This window comes from Leifsonia tongyongensis (genome assembly GCF_010686705.1).
Taxonomy (GTDB): domain Bacteria; phylum Actinomycetota; class Actinomycetes; order Actinomycetales; family Microbacteriaceae; genus Diaminobutyricibacter; species Diaminobutyricibacter tongyongensis.
The window spans coordinates 325,073-345,212 of the sequence record NZ_JAAGWY010000005.1 but is presented as its reverse complement, the minus strand read 5'-3'; the positions used below and the strand labels follow the sequence as shown (position 1 = coordinate 345,212).

Genomic DNA, 20,140 nt, shown 5'->3' with positions numbered 1-20,140 from the left:
GTCGGGGGCGGGGGGCCGGGTTCCCGCGGGGGGGGGGGGCCCCCGGGGGCCCCCCCCCCCGACTCTCGGCGAAGATCCGGGCTAGGCGAGCGACAGGGCCGTCCACGAGACGGGCGGGAGGGTCACGGTGAGGGTGTGGTCGCCGGCGACGACGCTCGGGTTGGGGCGGAGGCCGACCCTCTCGGGGTCGTCGAGGGTGTTCCTGGCCTGGATGTCCGCATCCGCCAGCGTCTGCGCATCCACCACCGAGACGCTGCCGAGCGCCGTGAGGTCGATCGTGACCGTCGCATCCTCGGTCTGGCTGCGGTTCACGAGGAAGACGGCCGTCGTGCCGGATGCGTCGTCGTGCGTCGCGACCGCGTCGACCAGGTTCACCTCCCCGAATTGCTCGGTCGCGTAGGTGTCGCCGGTGAGGCGCACCTCGAGCGTGCATCCCTTCGCCAGCCGCGAGGTCAGTGCGAACGGGAAGAACGTCGTCTGTCGCCAGGCCGGCCCGCCGGGTTCGGTCATGATCGGCGCGATCACGTTGACGAGCTGGGCGAGGGATGCGCTGGTGACCCGGTCGGCGTGCTTCAGGAGCGAGATGAGCAGACTCCCGAACACGACCGCATCCGCCACCGTATAGGAGTCCTCGAGGAGTCGCGGCGCGACCGGCCAGTTCTCGATACCCTCGATCTTGTCGACATCGTGGTAGCGATCGAGGTACCAGATGTTCCATTCGTCGAACGAGATGTTGATCGTCTTCTCGCTGCGCGTCACGGCCTTCACGTGGTCGGCGGTGGCGATGACGGACTCGATGAACCGGTCCATGTCGACGGCCGACGCGAGGAAGCTGTCCAGGTCGCCGTTCTTCTCCTGGTAGTAGGCGTGGCAGGAGATGTAGTCCACGTCCTCATAGGTGTGCGAGAGCACCACACGCTCCCACTCGCCGAACGTCGGCATCTGCGCACCAGACGACCCGCACACCACGAGCTCGACCGAGGGGTCGAGCTGCCGCATCGCCTTGGCCGTCTGTGATGCGAGCTTGCCGTAGTCGTCGGCGGAACGGTGACCGAGCTGCCACGGGCCGTCCATCTCGTTGCCGAGGCACCACATGCGGATTCCGAACGCGTCGGTGCGGCCGTTCGCCACTCGACGGTCGCTGAGCGCAGTGCCGGATGGGACGTTCGCATACTCGAGCAGGTCGAGCGCTTCAAGCGTGCCTCGGGTCCCGAGGTTCACTGCGAGCATGAGTTCGCTGCCGACCTTCTCCAGCCACGACGAGAACTCGTGCAGGCCGACCTCGTTGGTCTCGGTGGAATGCCAGGCCAGGTCGAGGCGGCGTGGACGCTCCGCGCGCGGCCCGACGCTGTCCTCCCAGCGGAACCCCGAGACGAAGTTGCCGCCGGGGTAGCGGATCGTCGTGACCCCGAGTTCCTTGACGAGCTCGATCACGTCGCGCCGGAAGCCCTCGGAGTCTGCGGTCGGGTGTCCCGGCTCATAGATCCCGTCGTACACGCACCGGCCGAGGTGTTCGACGAACGACCCGAAGAGTCGCGGGTTGACGGGGCCGACAGTGAAATAGGGGTCGATCGTGAGGCGTGCGGTGATCATCGTCTTCTTTCGTGATGTGTGTTTACAACGTTGTAGGTAAACGTTGTACGCCAATCCTTTCGAGAGCACTCTCCCCTGTCAACCCTCCCCGCTCGTCACAGGCGGTGAGCATCCGTCACATGGCGCTTATGGCCGCTTCAACGCGCGTCATAGCGGCCACTTGTGCCAACTCACCGCGAAGTGGGGTGGGGGTGGACGTGCGGGCCGACGCGAGGGTGCAGGGAGGACGCGACGCCGAGGGTCGACTCGCGCTCGACGATGCGGAACGACGACTCGTACTCCCGCGGCGGAGCCCCGCCGGCCGGGTCGTTGATGCGCTCGAGAAGCACCCGGACGGCGGTCTCGGCGATCTCCTCACGCCCAGGATCGACCGTCGACAGCGACGGAAGCGAATACCGGGTCTCGTCGATGTCGTCGAATCCGATCACGGCGACATCGTCGGGGATGCGGATGCCCCGCTCCTGGAGCACGCGCACCGCACCGAGCGCGATCACGTCGTTGAAGGCGACCACGGCGTCGAACTCGAGACCGGATGCGAGAGCAGCGCGCATCGCATCGGCGCCATCCGCGCGATTCCAGTTGCCGACGTCGACGACGAGCTCTTCGCGATACTGCAGCCCTGCTGCCGCGAGAGCCTCCCTGTAGCCGGTGAGGCGCAGGCCCGCGGAGCCGATCCCGTCGTCCTCGTGCGCGCCGAATGCGACGATCCGCTTACGGCCGAGCGAGATCAGGTACTCGGTCGCGGCCCGTGCGGCCGCCACGTTCTGCATCGTCACGTGGTCGGCAGGACCGTTGAAGATGCGTTCACCCAGCAGCACGAGCGGCGTCGGGATGTCGAGGAGACCCGCGTCCTCCTGGCCGAGCGCCAGCACGCTGAACAGGATGCCGTCGACCATGCGCATGCGCGGACCGTGCAGCACTTCGAGCTCGCGGTCGCGGATGCCGCCGCTCTGCTGGATCATCACCACGAGGTCGTGCTCGGCAGCGGCGCGCATGACCGCATCCGCCAGCTCCGCGAAGTAGGCGTTCTTGAGGTCGGGGATGATCAGGCTGATCGCGCCCGTCCGGCCGGAGCGCAGACCGCGCGCCGAGAGATTCGGCTGATAGCCGAGTGCGGCGATCGCCTCGAGGACCCGCGACCGCGTCTCCTCGCGGATGTGCGGGTAGTCGTTGATCACATTGGAGACGGTTTTGATCGAGACGCCGGCGCGCTTCGCCACGTCGTGCATGGTGACCGCCACCGTCCGCCTCCTTCATCGCGGATGCGCGTCCGAGCACCGGCCCCACACCCTCGCTCAGGAACTCTACAACGTTGGAGACGCTTTCCTCGCAAGGACGAACGGATGCGGTCTCGCGCCCTCGGCGGCCAGCTTGAAGGCGAGCGGCGCCCAGACCAGGACGGCGACGCCCGCACCGAGGAGGAGCCCGCCGATCGTGTCGCTCAGCCAGTGCACGCCCAGGTACGTGCGGCTCAGCGCCATCGCAACGGCGTACGCGCTCCCGGCGACCCACACCCAGACGCGCGGATAGAAGATGATGCCCAGGGCGACCGCCATCGTCGCAGCGTTCGCCGTATGCCCGGACGGGAATGAGCCAGGGTCCGACTGCACCAGCATGTCCTCCGGCCGCGCCCGGCCGACCGTCACCTTCAGTAGCTGCACGCAGCCCGCGCTGAGAGCGGCGGCGATCGCGTAGTACAGGGCGGCCCACGGCCTTCGGAAGAGGAGCAGCACCACGACGATCCCGATGAGGCCCCCTCCGACGGTGTTCATGATGAGCGCCGGCACGGTCCAGAACGGGGAGCGATGCTCGACGACCTCGCCCATCCACTTCACGTCGAGGACGAACGGCTCGTTCGGGCGCAGGGCGATGATGCCGGCCATGATGAGCACGAGGGCGAGCGCCACGGATGCGGAGAGCACCGGCCAGAAACGCGAGATGGTGTGCGCCTGGTGCAGGTCGCCCGCGTCGACACGGTGGTCGGTCATCCTCTCAAACTATCGTGTCGATTCCCAGACGCCACGGAGGATTTCAGTGCGTGAGCGCGGGTACGGTACGCGGCCGCACCACGAACCAGAGGGCGCAGATGCTCACGGTCGACGTCACTGCCATGACCGCACCCATCGGAATCGCGTTGCTCGTGCCCAGCAGGCCGACCACCGGCGAGATGATCCCGGCGATCCCGAAGTTCGCAGCGCCCAGCAGCGACGCTGCGGTGCCGGCTTCACGGCCGTGGCCGTTCAGCGCAAGCACCTGCACGCAGGGGAACCCGAACCCGCACGCCGCGATGAAGAACCACAGGGGGATGACGGTGCCCCAGATACCCGCACCGGCCTGGCCGAGGATGACGATGAGCAGCGCCGACACAAGCATCACGACCGTCGTGACGGCGAGGATCCACTGCGGGCCGACGTACTTCGTGATGCGCGCGGACGACTGGACTCCGATGATGATGCCGATCGAGTTCACCGCGAACAGGAGCCCGTACTGCTGCGCGTCGAAGCCGTAGAGGCCCTGGAAGATGAACGAACTCGACGAGAGGTACGCGAAGAGGCCGGTGAAGTTCATCGCTCCGACGATCGCGATGCCGACGAAGACGCGGTCGCTGAGCACCGCCTTGTAGCGCTGGCGGGTCGTCGAATGGCCGGCGTCATGGCGCCTGGCCTTCGGGAGGGTCTCCACGATCCACGCAGTCACACAGACGAGGACGAAGAGCCCGTAGACGGCGAGCACGAAGAAGATTCCCCGCCACGGCATGACGAGGAGCAGCTGCGAGCCGATCACGGGCGCCAGGACGGGAGCGAGTCCACTCACGAGGGCGAGACGGCTGAGCATCCGGACCAGCGGGCGGCCGCCGAAAAGGTCACGGACCATCGCCATCGCGACCACGCCGCCTGCTGCCGCCCCGATGCCCTGGAGGGCACGGAACGCGGCGAGCAGTTCGACGTTGGGCGAGAGAGCCGCGCCGACACAGGCGACGATGTGTACGGCTGTCGCGAGGATCAGCGGGAGCCGCCGACCGACCTTGTCGCTCCACGGCCCGACGATCAGCTGTCCGAGTCCGAACCCGATCGTGGTCGCCGTCAGGGTCAGCTGGATCGCCGCCGTCGAAACTCCGAACTCGTTCTCGAGCGTCGGAAGGGCAGGCAGGTACATGTCGATCGTGAACGGCCCGAGCGCGGTCAGCGCGCCGAGGATCAGGATGTACGCGAGCCGCTGGCGGCCAGTAAGCGAGTCACCGGGGTGGACGACGGTAGTCACAGGGGTCCTTGGGAAAGCGAACACCGCGGTCGCGGACGACCACGGTGAGAAGTGGATGGGGCGTTCGGACTCGGGGTCCGGAGGAAGGCCGCTGAGAATCGAATCCATTCGATCGAATCGATTCGATTCCGGGGCCTTCACCAGCTTAGCGGATGCGCGGCCGAATTGTGACCGTTCCCATCCGGCTCGCGCGCGGGTTCAGCCGCTGTTCACCTGAAGACTCAGGTGCCGGCGGGATCGGCGAGCAGCGGGCCGAAGGCCAGCTCCGCCGCGCCGACCATCAGCAGCCGCGAGCCGAGCTCAGCGCGCGCGATGGCGAGCGACTCCCCCGACGCCTTCAGCGCCTGGTCCGCGATCAGCTGCGTGAGGCGCTCCGGTGCGACCTGGTGCAGCGCGCCGAGGAACCCGCCGAGCACGATCAGCTGCGGATTGAAGACATTGGTCGCATTGCGCATGGCGACGGCCAGGTAGTGAAGCTGTCGTTCGATCTCCTCGGCGACCGCGGGGTCGGCGGCGGATGCGGCGAGCGCCCTGTCGAGTTCGTCGCTATCGGCGGATGCGAGGCCGAGCACGCCCAGGAGCGAGGCCTGGTTGACTTCCGTCTCCAGGCATCCGATCGCCCCGCAGTGGCAGCGCATCCCGTTGCTGTTGACGAGCGTGTGGCCGAGTTCGCCCGCGTACCCCGAGATGCCGGTCAGGGGGTCGCCGTTGACGATCACGCCGGCGCCGATGCCGCTCGCGCCGCCGTTGATGTAGACGAGGTCGGATGCGCGCCGACCGGCTCCGAAGTATCGCTCAGCAGTTGCTCCGAGCGACGCATCGTTCGCGGAGCGGGTCACGAAGCCGGTGGCTTCTTCGAGCATCGACGTGAACGGCTCGTCGACCCATTCGAGGTGCGGGGCGAGCCGCACGACACCGTCGGCCTCGCGCACGAGACCGGGCACCGCCACGCCGATGCCGATCGTTCGTGCGAATGTCGCCAGGTCAGTGCGGAGCCCGTCGATGACGGCACTCGCGATCGCGACGGCCTCCTCCGCCGTCGGCACATGGCCGGTCGGGTACCTGACCCTCCGGTGCAGCGTGCCGTCCAGCCCGACGACGCCGACCGTGATCGCGTCGACTTCGGGGTTGACAGCAATGGCGACCACATCCGGCGATGCGGTCACGACGGGGCTCGGCCGCCCCACCCTGTTGCTTGCGCCCGGTTCGCTCTCGACGACCAGGCCGAGGTCGGCCAGCTCGCCGACCAGAGCGCCGATCGTCGACCGGTTCAGCCCGGTCGACTGTGTGAGGGTGGACCGCGCCGCCGGTCCGCCCCGGTGCACCATTGCCAGCACGGTCCCGAGGTTGTGGCGGCGAACGGTGTCGAGGTTGTTTCCGCGCGCGCTGACGGGCACGTCAGCCCCGGCTCCGGTGGGCACCGGCCAGGACGGCGTTGCTGTGTGCGCAGTCTTCGCGCTCTTCGTCGAGGATGTCATGGTCCACACGTACGATATCGAACGGTTCTCCTTATTCGTATCCAGACGCGATCGTCTCAGTTACCTATTTTGTCCCTTCGAACAACAAACTGCGAGAATGAGTCTGACCCACCGCGAGAAAGAAGCCACGTGCCACTCACCGACCTGAACCTCGACGATCTCGTCGACTTCCGTCCGACCGTCGCCGAGCCGGGCGACTTCGACGCGTTCTGGACCCGAACGCTCGATGAATCGCGACGCCTGGCATCGGCGCCGACCCTCACCCCAGCGCCGACGCCGATCACCGAGCTCATCGTCGACGACCTGCGGTTCGGCGGCTTCGGCGGCGAACGCGTGGCCGGATGGGTGACTCGCCCGCGCGGCGAAGGGCGACGACCGGTCGTCATCGAATACGTGGGCTACAACGGCGGACGGGGGCTGCCGGGCGAGCGTGTCCTGTGGGCGCTCGCCGGCTACGTGCACGTCGTCATGGACACGCGCGGCCAGGGCAGCGGATGGGGCACCGGCGGCGATACTCCCGACCCGCACGGCTCGGGCCCCGCTGCAGCCGGGTTCATGACGCGCGGCATCGACGACCCCGACACGTATTACTACCGGCGTGTGTTCACCGACGCCGCACTGCTCGTCGACGCTGTCTCGACCCTGGACTTCGTGGACCCGGACCGCATCGCGGTGACCGGTGGGAGCCAGGGCGGCGGCATCGCGAACGCGGCGGCGGCACTTGCACCTGCGGTGAAGGCCGTCATGCCCGATGTTCCGTTCCTCGCCGCCTTCCGTCGGGGCGCGGAGATCGCGACCTCCGACCCGTTCGGCGAGATCGCGCGCTACCTCGCCGTTCACCGCGCGGAGGTCGACCGTGTGTTCGAGACCCTGTCGTACTTCGACGGCGTGAACTTCGCCCGGCGCATCACCGTCCCCGCGCTGTTCTCCGTCGCCCTCATGGACGACATCGTGCCGCCCTCGACGATCTTCGCCGCCTACAACCATCTGGCGTCGACGGACAGGACGATCGCGGTCTACGAATTCAACGGACACGAGGGCGGGCTGACCCACCAGTGGCAACGCCAGGCCGCCTGGCTCGCCGACCGCCTCTGAGAAGGCTCCGCTACCAGGTCTCGGGCCGGCTCCCGCTCGCAACGGGTTCGGGCCGTTCGACCGTGCTCGAGAGTTCGACGACGCGGTGCTCCCGACCCGCCGCGATGACCGATTCCATGATCTCGAGCACGTGGAACGCCAGTTCTCCGGATGCGCGGTGCGGCCGGTCGGTCTCGATCGCTCGGGCCATGTCCGCCAGCCCGAAGCCCCGGCCCGCGTCCGCGTATCCGGCCGAGGCGGGCAGTTCCACCCACTCGCGGTGTGACGCGGTCGCAACCGAGACGGTGTCCGAGAACGCGTTCGGATCCGGCACCTGGATGGTTCCTTCGGTGCCGTAGATCTCGAAGAGCGGAGCCTTCGTCGCCCAGACCTCGAAGCTCACGGTGACCGTGCTGATGACTCCGCTCGCGTGCTCGAGCAGTGCGGTCACGTGGGTGTCCACGTCGACCGGGATGACCGCTCCGGCGTTCGGTCCGGTGGCGATCGTGCGCTCGCGCGCCGAACGGCTCACCGCACCGGAGACACGGCGCACCGGGCCGAAGAACGTCACGAGGCTGGTCAGGTAGTACGGGCCCATGTCGAAAAGCGGACCACCGCCCGGCTGATAGTAGAACGCCGGAGCCGGATGCCAGAGCTCGTGCCCGGGCGCGGTCCAGTGAACGGATGCTCCGACCGGCGCACCGATCCGACCGGAGTCGAGCACCGCCCGTGTCGTCTGGATCCCCGTGCCGAGCACCGTGTCGGGAGCACTGCCGACCCGCACGCCTGCAGCGGCGGCCCGCGAGAGCACTCCGGCCGCATCCGGGGTCGCCAGCGCCAGCGGCTTCTCGCCGTAGACATGCTTGCCGCCGTCGATGGCCCGCCGGGCGATGTCGGCGTGCGCCGCGGGGATCGTCAGGTTGAGGACCACATCGATGCCGGGATCGCTGAGCAGAGCATCCACGGTCAGCGCTTTCGTGCCCTGCGCGTCTGCGACGGATGCAGCGCGGGCGACGTCGACGTCGGACACGGCCGCGAGACGGAGGTTGGGGAGGCTCGGCAAGGAGGCGAAGTACTGGTTGCTGATGACGCCGACCCCGACGACTCCGACGTTCAGCGTGCTGCCCACAGCAGACCCCTCTCGATGATGGTGCGGACGTTCGGGTCTTCGACCACGTCGATGCGGTGACCGGGCGCTGACACGAAGATCCGCCCTTCGCCCCACTGACGCGTCCAGATCGCAGGAGCCGTGACCGGCCTGTTCCACGCATCCCAGGGCCGGACCTCCTGCGTGGTCGTCGCCAGCACGTCATTGTATTCGTCGCTCAGGACCCAGTACTGCTCGGTGACGAGGTCGAAGTCTTCGATACCGGCCGTGATCGGGTGCTTCTTACCGAGCTCGGTGATATGTACCGTGTACGGAATGTAGTTGTCCGACTGCTCGCCGACCCGCTCGGCCGGGTCCTTGCCTGCGTGGTGCGCGAACTGGCCGCCGATCATGTGCAGATAGTCAGCGTTGTCGCGGTACGAGTCGGCGATGCCGCCGTGCCACCCCGCCATGCCGGCGCCGTTGAGGATGGCGCGTTGGAGGCCCGCGAACTCCTCGCGCTCGATGGTGCTCATGGTCACGACCTGCACGATGAGGTCGACCGTGCTCATGTAGTCGTCGTCGGCATAAATCGTCGTGCCGTTCTCGACTCGCACGTCGAAGCCGTTCGCTTCGAGGAACGGGATGAACAGCGCCGTCGTCTCGACCGGCATATGGCCGTCCCAGCCGCCGCGGACGACGAGGGCGTGCTTCCGGTCCGTCATCGGGCTCCTCCGGTCTCGGTCCACGCGCTGCCGTTGGCTGCGCTCAGCTCGACGGCCTCCAGCACACGCTGCACCTGCAGGCCGTCGGCGAACGACGGCACCGGGTCACGGCCGGCCGTGATGTCGTCGACGAAGTCACGGACCTCGTGCGCGAAGGCGTGTTCGTAGCCGATGAGGTGACCGGTCGGCCACCAGTTCGCCATGTACGGATGCTCGGGCTCGGTCACGAGGATGCGCGTGAACCCGCGTTCCCCCGCGGGCGCTGTCGCATCGTAGAACTGGAGTTCGTTCATCGACTCCAGATCGAAGGCGATCGCCCCGCGGTTCCCGCTGATCTCGATGCGGAACGCGTTCTTGCGGCCGGTGGCATAACGCGTCGCCTCGAACGAGCCGATCGCCCCGCCCGCGAGACGGCCGGTGAACCACGCGGCGTCGTCGACGGTGACCCGGCCACGCTCGGCGGATGCGGTGCCGCTGAGCCCACGACTCTCACCGAGGAGCGGTCGCTCCGTCACGAACGTGGCGAGAGTGCCGCTGACGGCCTCGACCGTCGTCCCCGTCAGGTACTGGATCATGTCGATCGCGTGTGCTCCGATGTCGCCGAGTGAACCGGACCCCGCCTGCGACTTGTCGAGGCGCCAGGTCATCGGGCCGTTCTCGTCGACGAGCCAGTCCTGCAGGTATTCGGCACGCGTCTGCCGGATGTCGCCGAGGCGCCCGTCGGCGATGAGCGCACGGGCGAACCCGATCGCGGGGACGCGACGGTAGCTGAAGCCGACCATCGAGCGGATGCCGCGGGCGGCTGCGCGCTCGGCCGCAGCGACCATCCGCTCCGCTTCCTCGACGGTGTTCGCCAGGGGCTTCTCGCAGAGGACGTGCTTGCCCGCATCAAGGGCGGCGATGGCGATCTCGGCATGCGAGTCGCCCGGCGAGCAGATGTCCACGACGTCGATGGCCGAATCCTCGACGACACGGCGCCAGTCGGTCTCGGCCCGCATCCAGCCGAACTTCTCACGTGCCGCTTCGACCCGCGCCGCATCCCTGCCGACGATCACGGTCAACTCGGGCTCAGCATCCAGCTCGAAGAAGCGCGGGGCGACCCGCCACCCCTGCGAGTGCGCGGCACCCATGAATCCGTAGCCGACCATCGCTACGCGCAGCCGGGGCTTCGTCCCGCTCATCCGATTCGCTCCCTCACGTGCATCCGAATTTGTACTATGCAACCACAAATGCCACGCGACCGAGGTCGGGCTATTCGGCGGAGATCCCGGCTGCCACGGCGTCGGCCTCGAGGATCTCGACGCGTACTCCGACGAGGCGACCGTCTGCTGCGCTCACCAGGTGGTTCTCCCCCACCAGCGTGACCGTGGCGGTCGTCTCGCGCTCGTCGCACGACGGACCCACCCAGAGATCGATCCGGCCGGGCTCGACGATGCGGTCGAACTGCCTGTCCGTCAAGGCGAGGCGTGCGGTCGGAACCGCGAACTCGACGATGGCCTCATCGCCCGGCTCCAGGTCGACCCGGGCGTACCCGACGAGCTGGGCGACCGGGCGCGTGACGCTCGCGAAGACGTCGTGGGCGTACAGCTGCACCAGGTCGGTGCCCGCACGATCGCCCGTGTTCCGCACGCGCACACTCGCTACGAAGGTTCCGCTCGTCGCAGCCTCCGCCTCGACGGTGAGCTCCGAGCGGTCGAACGTCGTGTACGTGAGCCCGTGGCCGAACGGCAGCACCGGCGTGCTGTCGGCGCTCGTGATCTCGGATGAGCCCCCGAGCTTCGGGTGCAGGTAGGAGTAGGGCTGCGAACCCGCGGAACGCGGAAGCGAGACGGGGAGGTGACCCGAAGGAGCCACGCGACCCGACAGCACCTGGGCGATGGCGCGACCGCCCTCCTCGCCCGGGAAGAAGGCCTGGAGCAGCGCATCCGGAGCGGTCGGACCGCCGACAGCCCAGCCGAGTTCGTACGGACGCCCGGAGAGCACGACCATCACGACAGGCTTGCCGACGGCTGTGACCGCTTCGACGAGTTCGCGCTGGACGCCCGGGAGCGACAGGGACTCCACGTCGTTGCCCTCGCCGACGGTCCCGCGACCGAACAGGCCCGCGCGATCGCCGACGACCACGAAGGCGACGTCGGCCGACTCCACAGCGGTCACCGCATCCGCGATCCCGGATGCGTCATCACCTTCGACTTCGCAGCCGACCACATGCGTGATCGCGGCCTCGGGGAACTCCTCCCGGAGCGACTCGAGCACAGAAGGGATGCTCACGCCGAGCTCGACACCGGGGTAATGGGCGAGCACGTGGTTGACGAACGAATAGCAGCCCATGAGCGCTTCGGACGACTCCGCGTTCGGGCCGACGACCGCGATCCGCAGGGGCTCTGCGCGCGGCGCGAGCGGGAGCACACCGTTGTTGGTCAGGAGCACGAGCGACTCTTCGGCGAGCTGAAGGGCGGTCTCGCGGTGGGCCGGGGTGTCGAGGTCGATCGACGTCGGCGGCTCGTCGAACGTCTCGTCGAGCAGGCCGAGCTCCTCCTTCTGCGCGAGGACGCGCAGAACCGAGCGGTCGATGAGGGTCACGTCGAGGAGCCCCGCACGGACCCGGGCGGCCAGCGGTTCGAGGAAGGCGTCGCCGGTCGGAAGCTCGACGTCGATTCCCGCAGCGAGGGCCAGTTCGGCCGCCTCGCCGAGGTCTGCCGCCACCTCGTGCATGGTGTGGAGGAACGCGACCGCGAAGTAGTCGGAGACGACGACGCCGTCGAAGCCCCACTCGTCGCGGAGGATGCCCTCGAGATACTCCGGCGTCGCGGCGACGGGAACGCCGTCGATCTCGGCGTACGAGTTCATGACGGAACGCACGCCGCCATCGCGAAGCGCCATCTCGAACGGGGGGAGCAGCACATCGCGGAGCTCACGCCGGCCGGCATGGACCGGCGCGTGGTTGCGCCCCGCCTGCGAGGCCGAGTAGCCGACGAAGTGCTTGAGCGTGGCATGCACGCCCGACTCCTGCAGCCCGCGCACGTAGGCGGTGCCGATGGTGCCGACCACATACGGGTCCTCGGCGATGCACTCGTCCACGCGTCCCCAGCGCGGGTCGCGGATGACGTCGAGCACGGGCGCAAGCCCCTGGTGGATGCCCAGCTCGCGCATCGACGCGCCGATGAGGCGTGCCATCCGCTCCACGAGCTCAGGGTCGAACGACGCACCCCACGCCAGCGGAGTCGGGAACGTCGCAGCTTTCCACGCCGCCAGGCCCGTCAGGCACTCCTCGTGGACGATAGCGGGGATGCCCAGCCGGGTCTCCTTCTTCAGCCTCCGCTGCTCGGACCAGAGCCAGCCCGCGCGCTCCGCGGGGTCCACAGGTCGGGTGCCGTAGACACGCGTGAGGTGTCCGATGCCGTGCTCGGTGGCGTCCTCGTACTTCGCCGAGTTGGCCATCTCACCGGCCATCGGGGCGACGACCTCATCACCTTTGTCGACCCAGAACCCGACGAGCTGGGCCAGCTTCTCCTCGAGGGTCATCGAGTCGAACAGGCGTTTTACGCGGTCTGAAACGATAGGAAGATCGGGGCTGATCATGAAAAGACACACTTCTCTCTGGGGCGGTCGGGCGCTCAGCCCTTGACCGCTCCGGTGAGTCCGCCGACGATGCGGCGCTCGAAAAAGCTGAAGAACACCAGGGCCGGAATCATCGACAAGGACGTGAACGCCAGCACCTGGGCCGTGTCCGAGGAGTATTGCGATGAGAACGCCTGCACACCGAGGGGTAACGTGTAGGTCGACTGGTCGTTCAGGATGAACAAAGGAAGCAGGTAGCTGTTCCAGCTGCCGATGAAGGCCAGGATGCCGACGGTGATCACGCCGGGCAGCGAGAGGCGCAGCACCATCCGCCAGAAGAATCCGAGCCGGCTGCAGCCGTCGATGAAGGCCGCCTCCTGGAGTTCATCCGGGATCGCCCGGAGGAATGGCACGAGGATGATGATCGTCGTCGGGAGCGCGAAGGCGATCTGCGGGATGATGACGCCTGCGAGCGAGTTCGTCAGTCCCAGGTTGCGCACGACGATATACAGCGGCGTGATCGCGACCGTGATCGGGAACATGAGGCCGGCGGCGAACAACGCGTACAACGCCCCGCGGCCCTTGAATTCGTACCGTGCCAGCACATAGCTGGCCGCAAGGCCGAGGCCGACTGCTCCGATCGTCGTCCCCAGGGCAGCGATCAGCGAGTTCCCCACCTGGGCCCAGAAGACGCCGCCGGTGAGCACGGTGATGTAGTTCTGCACATTCCACGGGTTCGGGAGGCCGGCGGGGTCGACGGTGATCTGCGAGTTCGTCCGGAAGCCGCCGATGATGATGTACGCGATGGGCACCAGCATCAGGGCGACGACGACGAGCGCTACGAAATACACCGCAGGCGAACCCCATGGCAGGGCCGTCCGCTCCTTCCGCCGCTGCAGGCGTGCTGCGCGAACGCTGGCGATGGCGCTCATTTCGCGTTCCTTTCTGTCAGCGCGCCCTGAGTGTCGCGGTGGAGGACGAAGCGCTGGTAGAAGAGCGCGACGATGAGGGAGATGAGGAAGATCACGACGGCTACGGCGTTGCCGTACCCGAAGTTGCCGGCGTCGCGACCGTTCGAGACCATGTAGGTCGCCATGGTCGACGTTCCGGCCGTGGAGGCCACGTACTGGCCCCAGATGATGTAGACGAGGTCGAACAGCTGGAGCGCGCCGATGACGGAGAGGAACGCCCAGATGCGCAGGGTGGGCGCGAGCAACGGCAGGGTGATCCTTCGCTGGATCTGCCAGTACGACGCACCGTCGAGGGCCGCGGCTTCGTACAGCTCCTCAGGAACGCCCTGCAGCCCTGCAAGGAAGAGGATGACCGCGAAACCGATGTACTTCCAGGTGAGGATGCCCAGCAGGGTCCAGATCGCGATGCTCGGATCAGCAAGCCAGTCGTGTGCCCACGAACTCAGGCCGATGTCCTTCAGGAAGCCGTTCAGCGCTCCGTTGGTCGAGAGCATCAGGCTGAGTCCGGTACCCACCACGACCTCGGAGATGACGTAGGGGACGAAGATCAGGATGCGGATGACCGATTGACCGCGCATCTTGCGGTTGAGCAGCAGCGCGAGGAGGATCGCGACGGGCCCCTGGAGGATGATGGACATGACCAGGATGAAGAAGTTGTGACCCAGCGCCTCCTGGAACGCTTTGTCCGTAACGATGACGAGGTAGTTCTGCAGACCGACGAAGTCGGTCGGCGGCCCGTAACCGTTCCAGCGGAAGAATCCGTAGTACGCGGCCATGACGACCGGGAAGATCACGAAGCCGAGGAAGACGATGATCGCCGGCCCCGCCAGGATGGCGATCTCCATGCGCCCCGCCCAGCCGAAGCCGCGGCGGCTACGCCGCGGCTTCGGCGGGAGCGACGCTTTCACGTCGCCCCCGCCTCGCTGCGCGAGATCGGCCTTCGACACGCTAGCTGCCAAAGTGTTCTCGCGGGTGTCGCTCATCGGGTGGCCTCTTAGCCCTTCTTGGCTGCGTCGTTGGCGGCCTGGACGAGCCCCTTGGGGTCAGTCTTGCCTGCCAGCATGTCGACGACAGCGACGTTGAGCGCGTTACCGATGTTCTGTCCGAGGATCGTGTCAAGCCACTGAGAGACGAACGGGGCCTTGTTGTAGGCGACCAGGACATCCTTCAGGTACGGCTCGGTGACGGCCTTCTGAGCCTCGGTGTTGACGGGCGGAGAGTTGAACGCCTTGTAGTAGGCGGTCTGCTGAGGCGTGCTCGCGACGAAGTTCAGGAAGTCGGGGCACTCCTTCGGGGCCTTCGCGGAGCAGGAGTATCCATCGACACCACCCATGATCGAGCCTGGCAGGCCGTTGCCGCCGGAGAGCTCAGGGAAGGGGTAGAAACCGAGGTCGGGAAGCGGCTTCTGGTCGGGGGTGAGCGATGCAATCACTCCCGGGTCCCAAGCGCCCATGAGCTCCATCGCGGCCTTGTGGTTAGCCACGAGACCGGCCGAGCTGCCCGCGCCCTGCTGGGCCGCGGTGGTGAGGAATCCGTCGTTGAACGGCTTCTGGGAAGCGAAGCTCTGGAGGTCGTTCGCCGCCTTCAGCCAGCATGGGTCGGAGAAGTCCTTCGAGTCAGCGGTCTTCTGCATGGTGTCGCCGGAGCACTCGCGGAGTGCGAACCAGTAGAACCAGTGCGCAGCCGGCCACGCGTCCTTGGCGCCGAGCGCGACCGGAGCGACTCCGGTGCCCTTCAGCTTCGTCACGTCGGCCGAGAGGTCGTCGATCGTCGCGGGAGCCTGGGTGATGCCGGCCTTGTTGAAGAGGTCCTTGCTGTAGAACAGTCCACCCGGGAGCACCGAGAGCGGCATCGCCCAGACCTTGCCCTGATACGTCTCCGCCTTGAACGAGCCGGAGGAGATGTTGGCCTTGGTGTCGGAGGAGACCTTGCTGGTGATGTCCATCAGCTGGCCGGCCTGAACCATCGCCGCCATCTTGCCGCCGCCGCGCTGGAGGAAGATGTCGGGCGCGTTGCCGGAGTTCAGCGCCGTCTGGAGCTTGCCGTCCATGGCTTCGTTCTGGACCGACTGCACCTTGATCGTGACGTTCGGGTTCTTCGCGTGGTAGGCGGCCACCGCGTCAGTCCAGAACTTCTGGCCGGGGCCAGTCGTCGAGTTCTGCCACAGGGTCATGGTGACCTTGCCGTTGCTGGAGTTGCTGCTGGGAGCGCTACAGGCACTCAGTGCCATCATGCCGGCAACCAGGACAGCCGCCCCTGCAAGGAGCTTTTTGGCTTTCATGTGATTTCCAACCTGTTCTCTTCGTTGAGCAGGACCTCGACAGTTCGAGGTTCCCGTGTGCTGGGATGCGTTGAGCCGACGTGTGCGACTGCCTCGTAGCAATTCAGTCGGCCGCGATCCCGGAGGGTTTCCGGACTCGGGCCCGGATGGTTCATCAGTGTTACAAACGCATCTGAGTGTGTCAAACGTTTTCGAAAACAGTTTCCATTGCGCTAATGTCTAGGGTCATGGGACGAAGACCAACCATTCATGACGTGGCTGCGGCCGCGGGGGTTTCCGTATCGACCGTCTCGAAAGCGGTCAATGGACGATACGGCATAGCCGAGCACACCGTTGAGCGGGTCCTGGAAGTCGTCGAGCAGCTCGGCTACGAATCGAGCCTCGTCGCGAGCAGTATGCGGTCGAGGCGCACCGGTGTCATCGGCGTGCTCGTGGCTGACTTCGAGCTGTTCAGCGCCGAGATCCTGAAAGGTGTCGGGACCGCCCTGCACGACTCGCGCTACGACCTGCTGGCCTACAGCGGATCGCGCCAGAACTCGAGCGAAGGCTGGGAGCGTCGCTCCCTGAGCCGGCTGAGCGGCACGCTCATCGACGGCGTGATCATGGTCACCCCGACGATCGTGAATGTCTCGGCCGACGTACCGATCGTCGCCGTCGACCCGCACACCGGCGACGCGGACCTCCCGACCGTCGAGTCCGACAGCTTCACCGGCGCCCGCCAGGCGACGAGCTACCTCATCGAGCTCGGCCACCGCCGCATCGGGTTCGTGGCCGGACGACCTGATCTGCGATCATCCATCCTCCGTGACGCCGGATACCGCCGGGCACTCTCGGAGGCGGGGATCGCGTTCGACGCGTCGCTCGTCGGCCTCGGCCGCTATGAGCAGGACACCGTCCACGAAGCAGCGACGCGGCTGCTGTCACGGGCGGATCGGCCCACAGCGGTGTTCGCGGCCAACGACCTCTCCGCGATCGCCGTGATCAAGGCGGCGGCCGAACTCGGCCTCGACGTGCCGAGGGACCTGTCGGTGGTCGGTTTCGACGACGTTCCGGAGGCATCGGCGCACGCCCCGCAGCTGACGACCGTGGCCCAGCCTATGCAGCTTCTCGGGGCCACGGCCGCAGAATTGCTCGTCCGGCTCATGAGGGGCGAGACGCCGTCGCCCACCCACATCCGGATGCCCACGCGGCTCGTCGTGCGAGCGACGACCGCACCTCCGCGCTGACGGTTCGGGATTGCATTCCCGGCTTCGACGCTATATGTTTATTCTCGCAACAAATCACCAATGATGCTGAAGGAAGCACACACATGAGCACGACGACTCCCACCCGCGACGACAAATTCTCCTTCGGTCTGTGGACCATCGGCTACAACGGCACGGACCCGTTCGGTGGCCCCACCCGGCCCCAGCTCGACGTCGTCGAGGCAGTGACCCGGCTCAGCGAGCTGGGTGCGTACGGCCTCACCTTCCACGACGACGACCTCTTCGCCTTCGGTTCGACGGACGCCGAGCGCCAGAAGCAGATCGACCGGCTGAAGCAGGCGCTCAGCGACACCGGCCTCATCATCCCGATGGTCACCACCAACCTGTTCAGCGCGCCGGTCTTCAAGGACGGCGGCTTCACCTCCAACGACCGTGAGGTGCGCCGCTTCGCGCTCCGCAAGGTCCTGCGCAACCTCGACCTGGCCGCCGAACTCGGTGCGAAGACCTTCGTGATGTGGGGCGGCCGCGAGGGTGCAGAGTACGACGCAGCCAAAGACATCCGTGCAGCGCTCGAGCGCTACCGCGAAGCCGTCAACCTGCTCGGCCAGTACGTCACGGACAAGGGCTACGACATCCGCTTCGCCATCGAGCCGAAGCCCAACGAGCCCCGCGGCGACATCCTGCTCCCCACCCTCGGGCACGCGCTCGCGTTCATCGAGACCCTCGAGCGCCCTGAGCTCGTCGGTGTGAACCCCGAGGTCGGTCACGAGCAGATGGCCGGACTGAACTTCGCCGCCGGAATCGCGCAGGCGCTGTACCAGGGCAAGCTGTTCCACATCGACCTCAACGGCCAGCGCGGCATCAAGTACGACCAGGACCTCGTCTTCGGCCACGGCGACCTGCAGAACGCGTTCGCGCTCGTCGACCTGCTCGAGAACGGCGGCCCCAACGGAGGACCGTCGTACGACGGCCCGCGCCACTTCGACTACAAGCCCTCCCGCACCGAAGACATCACCGGCGTGTGGGACTCGGCCGCGGCCAACATGCGCACCTACCTGCTGCTGAAGGAGCGCGCGAAGGCTTTCCGCGCCGACCCCGAGGTCCAGGCAGCACTCGAGGCCTCACGGGTCCCGCAGCTCTCGCTCCCGACGCTCGGCGCCGGTGAGTCGTACGACGATCTGCTCGCAGACCGCGCCTCGTACGAAGACTTCGACCCGTCGGTGTACTTCGGCGGCAAGGGCTTCGGGTTCGTGCGCCTCCAGCAGCTGGCCCTCGAACACCTGATCGGCGCCCGCTCCTAACCCACTCGACACAACCGCCGAACGGTGAGTTCTGCTCCATGCGTCCCTTGTGTCACGCGCAGAACTCACCGTTCGGCGTCGAAAGCCCTTAAGGAAACAGCATGACGCTCGTCGCCGGAGTCGACTCATCCACCCAGAGCTGCAAGGTCGTCGTGCGCGACCTCGAGTCGGGCGCGCACGTGCGGTCGGGCCGAGCGACCCACCCGGAAGGCACCGAGGTCGACCCGAGGTTCTGGTGGGATGCGCTGCAGGCCGCGATCGCCGACGCCGGCGGTGTCGGCGATGTGGCTGCGATCGCAGTGGCCGGTCAGCAACACGGCATGGTCGTCCTCGACGAAGCCGGCCAGGTCATCCGCCCAGCGCTGCTGTGGAACGACACACGCAGCGCCCAGGCTGCGCTCGACCTGATCGCCGAAGTCGGCGCCGACGAGTACGCGCGCCGCACGGGACTCGTACCGGTCGCATCGTTCACCGCGACCAAACTCCGGTGGCTGCGTGACGTGGAGCCCGCGAACGCGGCGCGCGTCGCCGCCGTCGCCCTCCCCCACGACTGGCTGACCTGGCGACTTCGAGGGTACGGCCCAGCCGGCGAGAGCCCGCTCGGCCCGGTGCTCGACGAACTGCGCACGGACCGGTCCGACGCGAGCGGCACGGCCTACTGGAGCGCCGCCTCCGGGGCGTACGACCTCGACCTGTTCGAGCGGGCCCTCGGGCGCCCGGGTCGAGAGGCCGGGACCGATGGTGCACCCGGCGCCGTCGTGCTTCCGCGGGTGCTCGGCCCGGCCGAGTCCGCCGGGACCACGCCTGACGGAGTTCTCGTGGGGCCGGGCGCGGGCGATAACGCCGGCGCCGCGCTCGGGCTGGGTGCGGGGGCCGGCGACGTCGTGGTGTCCCTGGGGACGAGCGGGACGGTGTTCGCGGTCACCGCGCATCCGACCGCCGATGTCAGCGGAGCCGTCGCGGGCTTCGCCGACGCGAGCGGGCTCTCCCTCCCCCTCGTCGCCACGCTGAACGCCGCGCGCGTGCTCGACGCGGTCGCCCGCCTGCTCAACGTCGATCACACCGGCCTCGCCGAGCTGGCGCTGTCCGCCGAACCGGGCTCCGACGGCGTGGTACTCGTGCCCTACTTCGAAGGCGAGCGGACACCCAACCTTCCGGACGCGAAGGCGAGCCTCCATGGACTCACGCTCGCGTCCACCCGGCGGGCCAACCTCGCCCGGGCATCCGTCGAAGGAATGCTGTGCGGCCTGGCCGCCGGTCTCGACGCGGTGCGCGCGGTCGGCGTCAGGGAGACGCGCATCCTCCTCATCGGCGGGGCTGCACAGAACCCCGCCGTGGCCGCCGTCGCCGCGCAGGTCTTCGACGCACCCGTCGTGATCCCAGAACCCGGCGAATACGTCGCGGACGGCGGCGCCGTGCAGGCCGCCTGGGTGCTGACGGGCACGCGCCCGTCGTGGCCGCTCGCAATCGTCGCCGAGCCAGCGCCGGACCACCGGCCGCTCATCCGGGAGCAGTACGCGCGCTACGCGGCCCCGGCCGCGTAGCCGCGCCGCCCGCCTGCCGCCCGCGGCCCCCTTGGCCGCCGAGTGTCACCGTTACCGTC

General features: G+C 67.7%; 16 protein-coding genes. 4 read left to right on the top strand and 12 right to left on the bottom strand.

Translation table 11 applies throughout. The features are described 5' to 3' along the window. Positions 1-81: 81 nt before the first annotated feature. From arfA to G3T36_RS18995, 5 genes are all read right to left on the bottom strand, one after another. Positions 82-1,593 carry an arabinosylfuranosidase ArfA gene (gene arfA / locus G3T36_RS19015; RefSeq protein WP_163291426.1) on the bottom strand — a complete coding sequence of 504 codons (1,512 nt, stop codon included), beginning with the start codon at positions 1,591-1,593 and terminating at the stop codon, positions 82-84. Between the two features lie 170 nt (positions 1,594-1,763). Beyond that, positions 1,764-2,834, bottom strand: a complete 1,071-nt coding sequence (locus tag G3T36_RS19010) for a substrate-binding domain-containing protein (protein WP_163291425.1) — start codon at positions 2,832-2,834, stop codon at positions 1,764-1,766. Between the two features lie 63 nt (positions 2,835-2,897). Beyond that, a complete protein-coding gene (locus G3T36_RS19005; protein ID WP_163291424.1) occupies positions 2,898-3,581 on the bottom strand; it encodes a phosphatase PAP2 family protein in 684 nt (227 codons plus the stop codon). A 43-nt stretch (positions 3,582-3,624) separates the two neighbouring features. Further along, positions 3,625-4,854: a Bcr/CflA family efflux MFS transporter gene (locus tag G3T36_RS19000; protein ID WP_163291423.1), complete on the bottom strand. Its 1,230-nt coding sequence runs from the start codon at positions 4,852-4,854 to the stop codon at positions 3,625-3,627. Positions 4,855-5,075: 221 nt separating this feature from the next. Next, positions 5,076-6,332, bottom strand: coding sequence for an ROK family protein (locus tag G3T36_RS18995; RefSeq protein WP_193571371.1), 1,257 nt, complete (start codon positions 6,330-6,332; stop codon positions 5,076-5,078). A 129-nt stretch (positions 6,333-6,461) separates the two neighbouring features. On the opposite strand from G3T36_RS18995, the gene G3T36_RS18990 reads away from it, so the two are divergent. Next, complete coding sequence (locus tag G3T36_RS18990) at positions 6,462-7,427, top strand: acetylxylan esterase (RefSeq protein ID WP_163291422.1); 966 nt, start codon at positions 6,462-6,464, stop codon at positions 7,425-7,427. 10 nt (positions 7,428-7,437) lie between these two features. Here the strand turns inward: G3T36_RS18990 and G3T36_RS18985 are convergent, their stop codons facing one another. The 7 genes from G3T36_RS18985 to G3T36_RS18955 all read right to left on the bottom strand — a co-directional run bounded on the left by G3T36_RS18985 (position 7,438) and on the right by G3T36_RS18955 (position 16,031). After that, the gene (locus G3T36_RS18985; protein WP_163291421.1) at positions 7,438-8,535 is read right to left on the bottom strand and encodes a Gfo/Idh/MocA family protein; all 1,098 of its coding nucleotides are present in this window, start codon (positions 8,533-8,535) and stop codon (positions 7,438-7,440) included. Continuing rightward, positions 8,520-9,218, bottom strand: a complete 699-nt coding sequence (locus tag G3T36_RS18980; protein WP_163291420.1) for a ThuA domain-containing protein — start codon at positions 9,216-9,218, stop codon at positions 8,520-8,522. The genes G3T36_RS18985 and G3T36_RS18980 overlap by 16 nt, the downstream gene beginning before the upstream one ends. Next, complete coding sequence (locus tag G3T36_RS18975) at positions 9,215-10,399, bottom strand: Gfo/Idh/MocA family protein (RefSeq protein ID WP_163291419.1); 1,185 nt, start codon at positions 10,397-10,399, stop codon at positions 9,215-9,217. Before G3T36_RS18975 ends, G3T36_RS18980 begins: the two co-directional genes overlap by 4 nt. Before the next feature lie 70 nt (positions 10,400-10,469). After that, positions 10,470-12,800 (bottom strand): beta-xylosidase/alpha-l-arabinosidase, encoded by a 2,331-nt coding sequence (locus G3T36_RS18970; protein ID WP_163291418.1) that lies wholly within the window; start codon positions 12,798-12,800, stop codon positions 10,470-10,472. Between the two features lie 35 nt (positions 12,801-12,835). Continuing rightward, positions 12,836-13,711 (bottom strand): carbohydrate ABC transporter permease, encoded by an 876-nt coding sequence (locus G3T36_RS18965; RefSeq protein ID WP_163291417.1) that lies wholly within the window; start codon positions 13,709-13,711, stop codon positions 12,836-12,838. Continuing rightward, positions 13,708-14,733 carry a carbohydrate ABC transporter permease gene (locus G3T36_RS18960; protein ID WP_163291416.1) on the bottom strand — a complete coding sequence of 342 codons (1,026 nt, stop codon included), beginning with the start codon at positions 14,731-14,733 and terminating at the stop codon, positions 13,708-13,710. Before G3T36_RS18960 ends, G3T36_RS18965 begins: the two co-directional genes overlap by 4 nt. An 11-nt stretch (positions 14,734-14,744) precedes the next feature. Continuing rightward, positions 14,745-16,031 (bottom strand): ABC transporter substrate-binding protein, encoded by a 1,287-nt coding sequence (locus tag G3T36_RS18955; protein ID WP_163291415.1) that lies wholly within the window; start codon positions 16,029-16,031, stop codon positions 14,745-14,747. Positions 16,032-16,258: 227 nt separating this feature from the next. Between G3T36_RS18955 and G3T36_RS18950 the strand changes: the two genes are divergently transcribed. The 3 genes from G3T36_RS18950 to G3T36_RS18940 all read left to right on the top strand — a co-directional run bounded on the left by G3T36_RS18950 (position 16,259) and on the right by G3T36_RS18940 (position 20,081). Then, positions 16,259-17,257: a LacI family DNA-binding transcriptional regulator gene (locus tag G3T36_RS18950; RefSeq protein WP_163291414.1), complete on the top strand. Its 999-nt coding sequence runs from the start codon at positions 16,259-16,261 to the stop codon at positions 17,255-17,257. Positions 17,258-17,340: 83 nt separating this feature from the next. Then, the gene (xylA, locus tag G3T36_RS18945; RefSeq protein WP_163291413.1) at positions 17,341-18,537 is read left to right on the top strand and encodes a xylose isomerase; all 1,197 of its coding nucleotides are present in this window, start codon (positions 17,341-17,343) and stop codon (positions 18,535-18,537) included. A 101-nt stretch (positions 18,538-18,638) separates the two neighbouring features. Further along, the gene (locus G3T36_RS18940) at positions 18,639-20,081 is read left to right on the top strand and encodes a xylulokinase (protein ID WP_163291412.1); all 1,443 of its coding nucleotides are present in this window, start codon (positions 18,639-18,641) and stop codon (positions 20,079-20,081) included. The last annotated feature ends 59 nt before the right edge of the window (positions 20,082-20,140 follow it).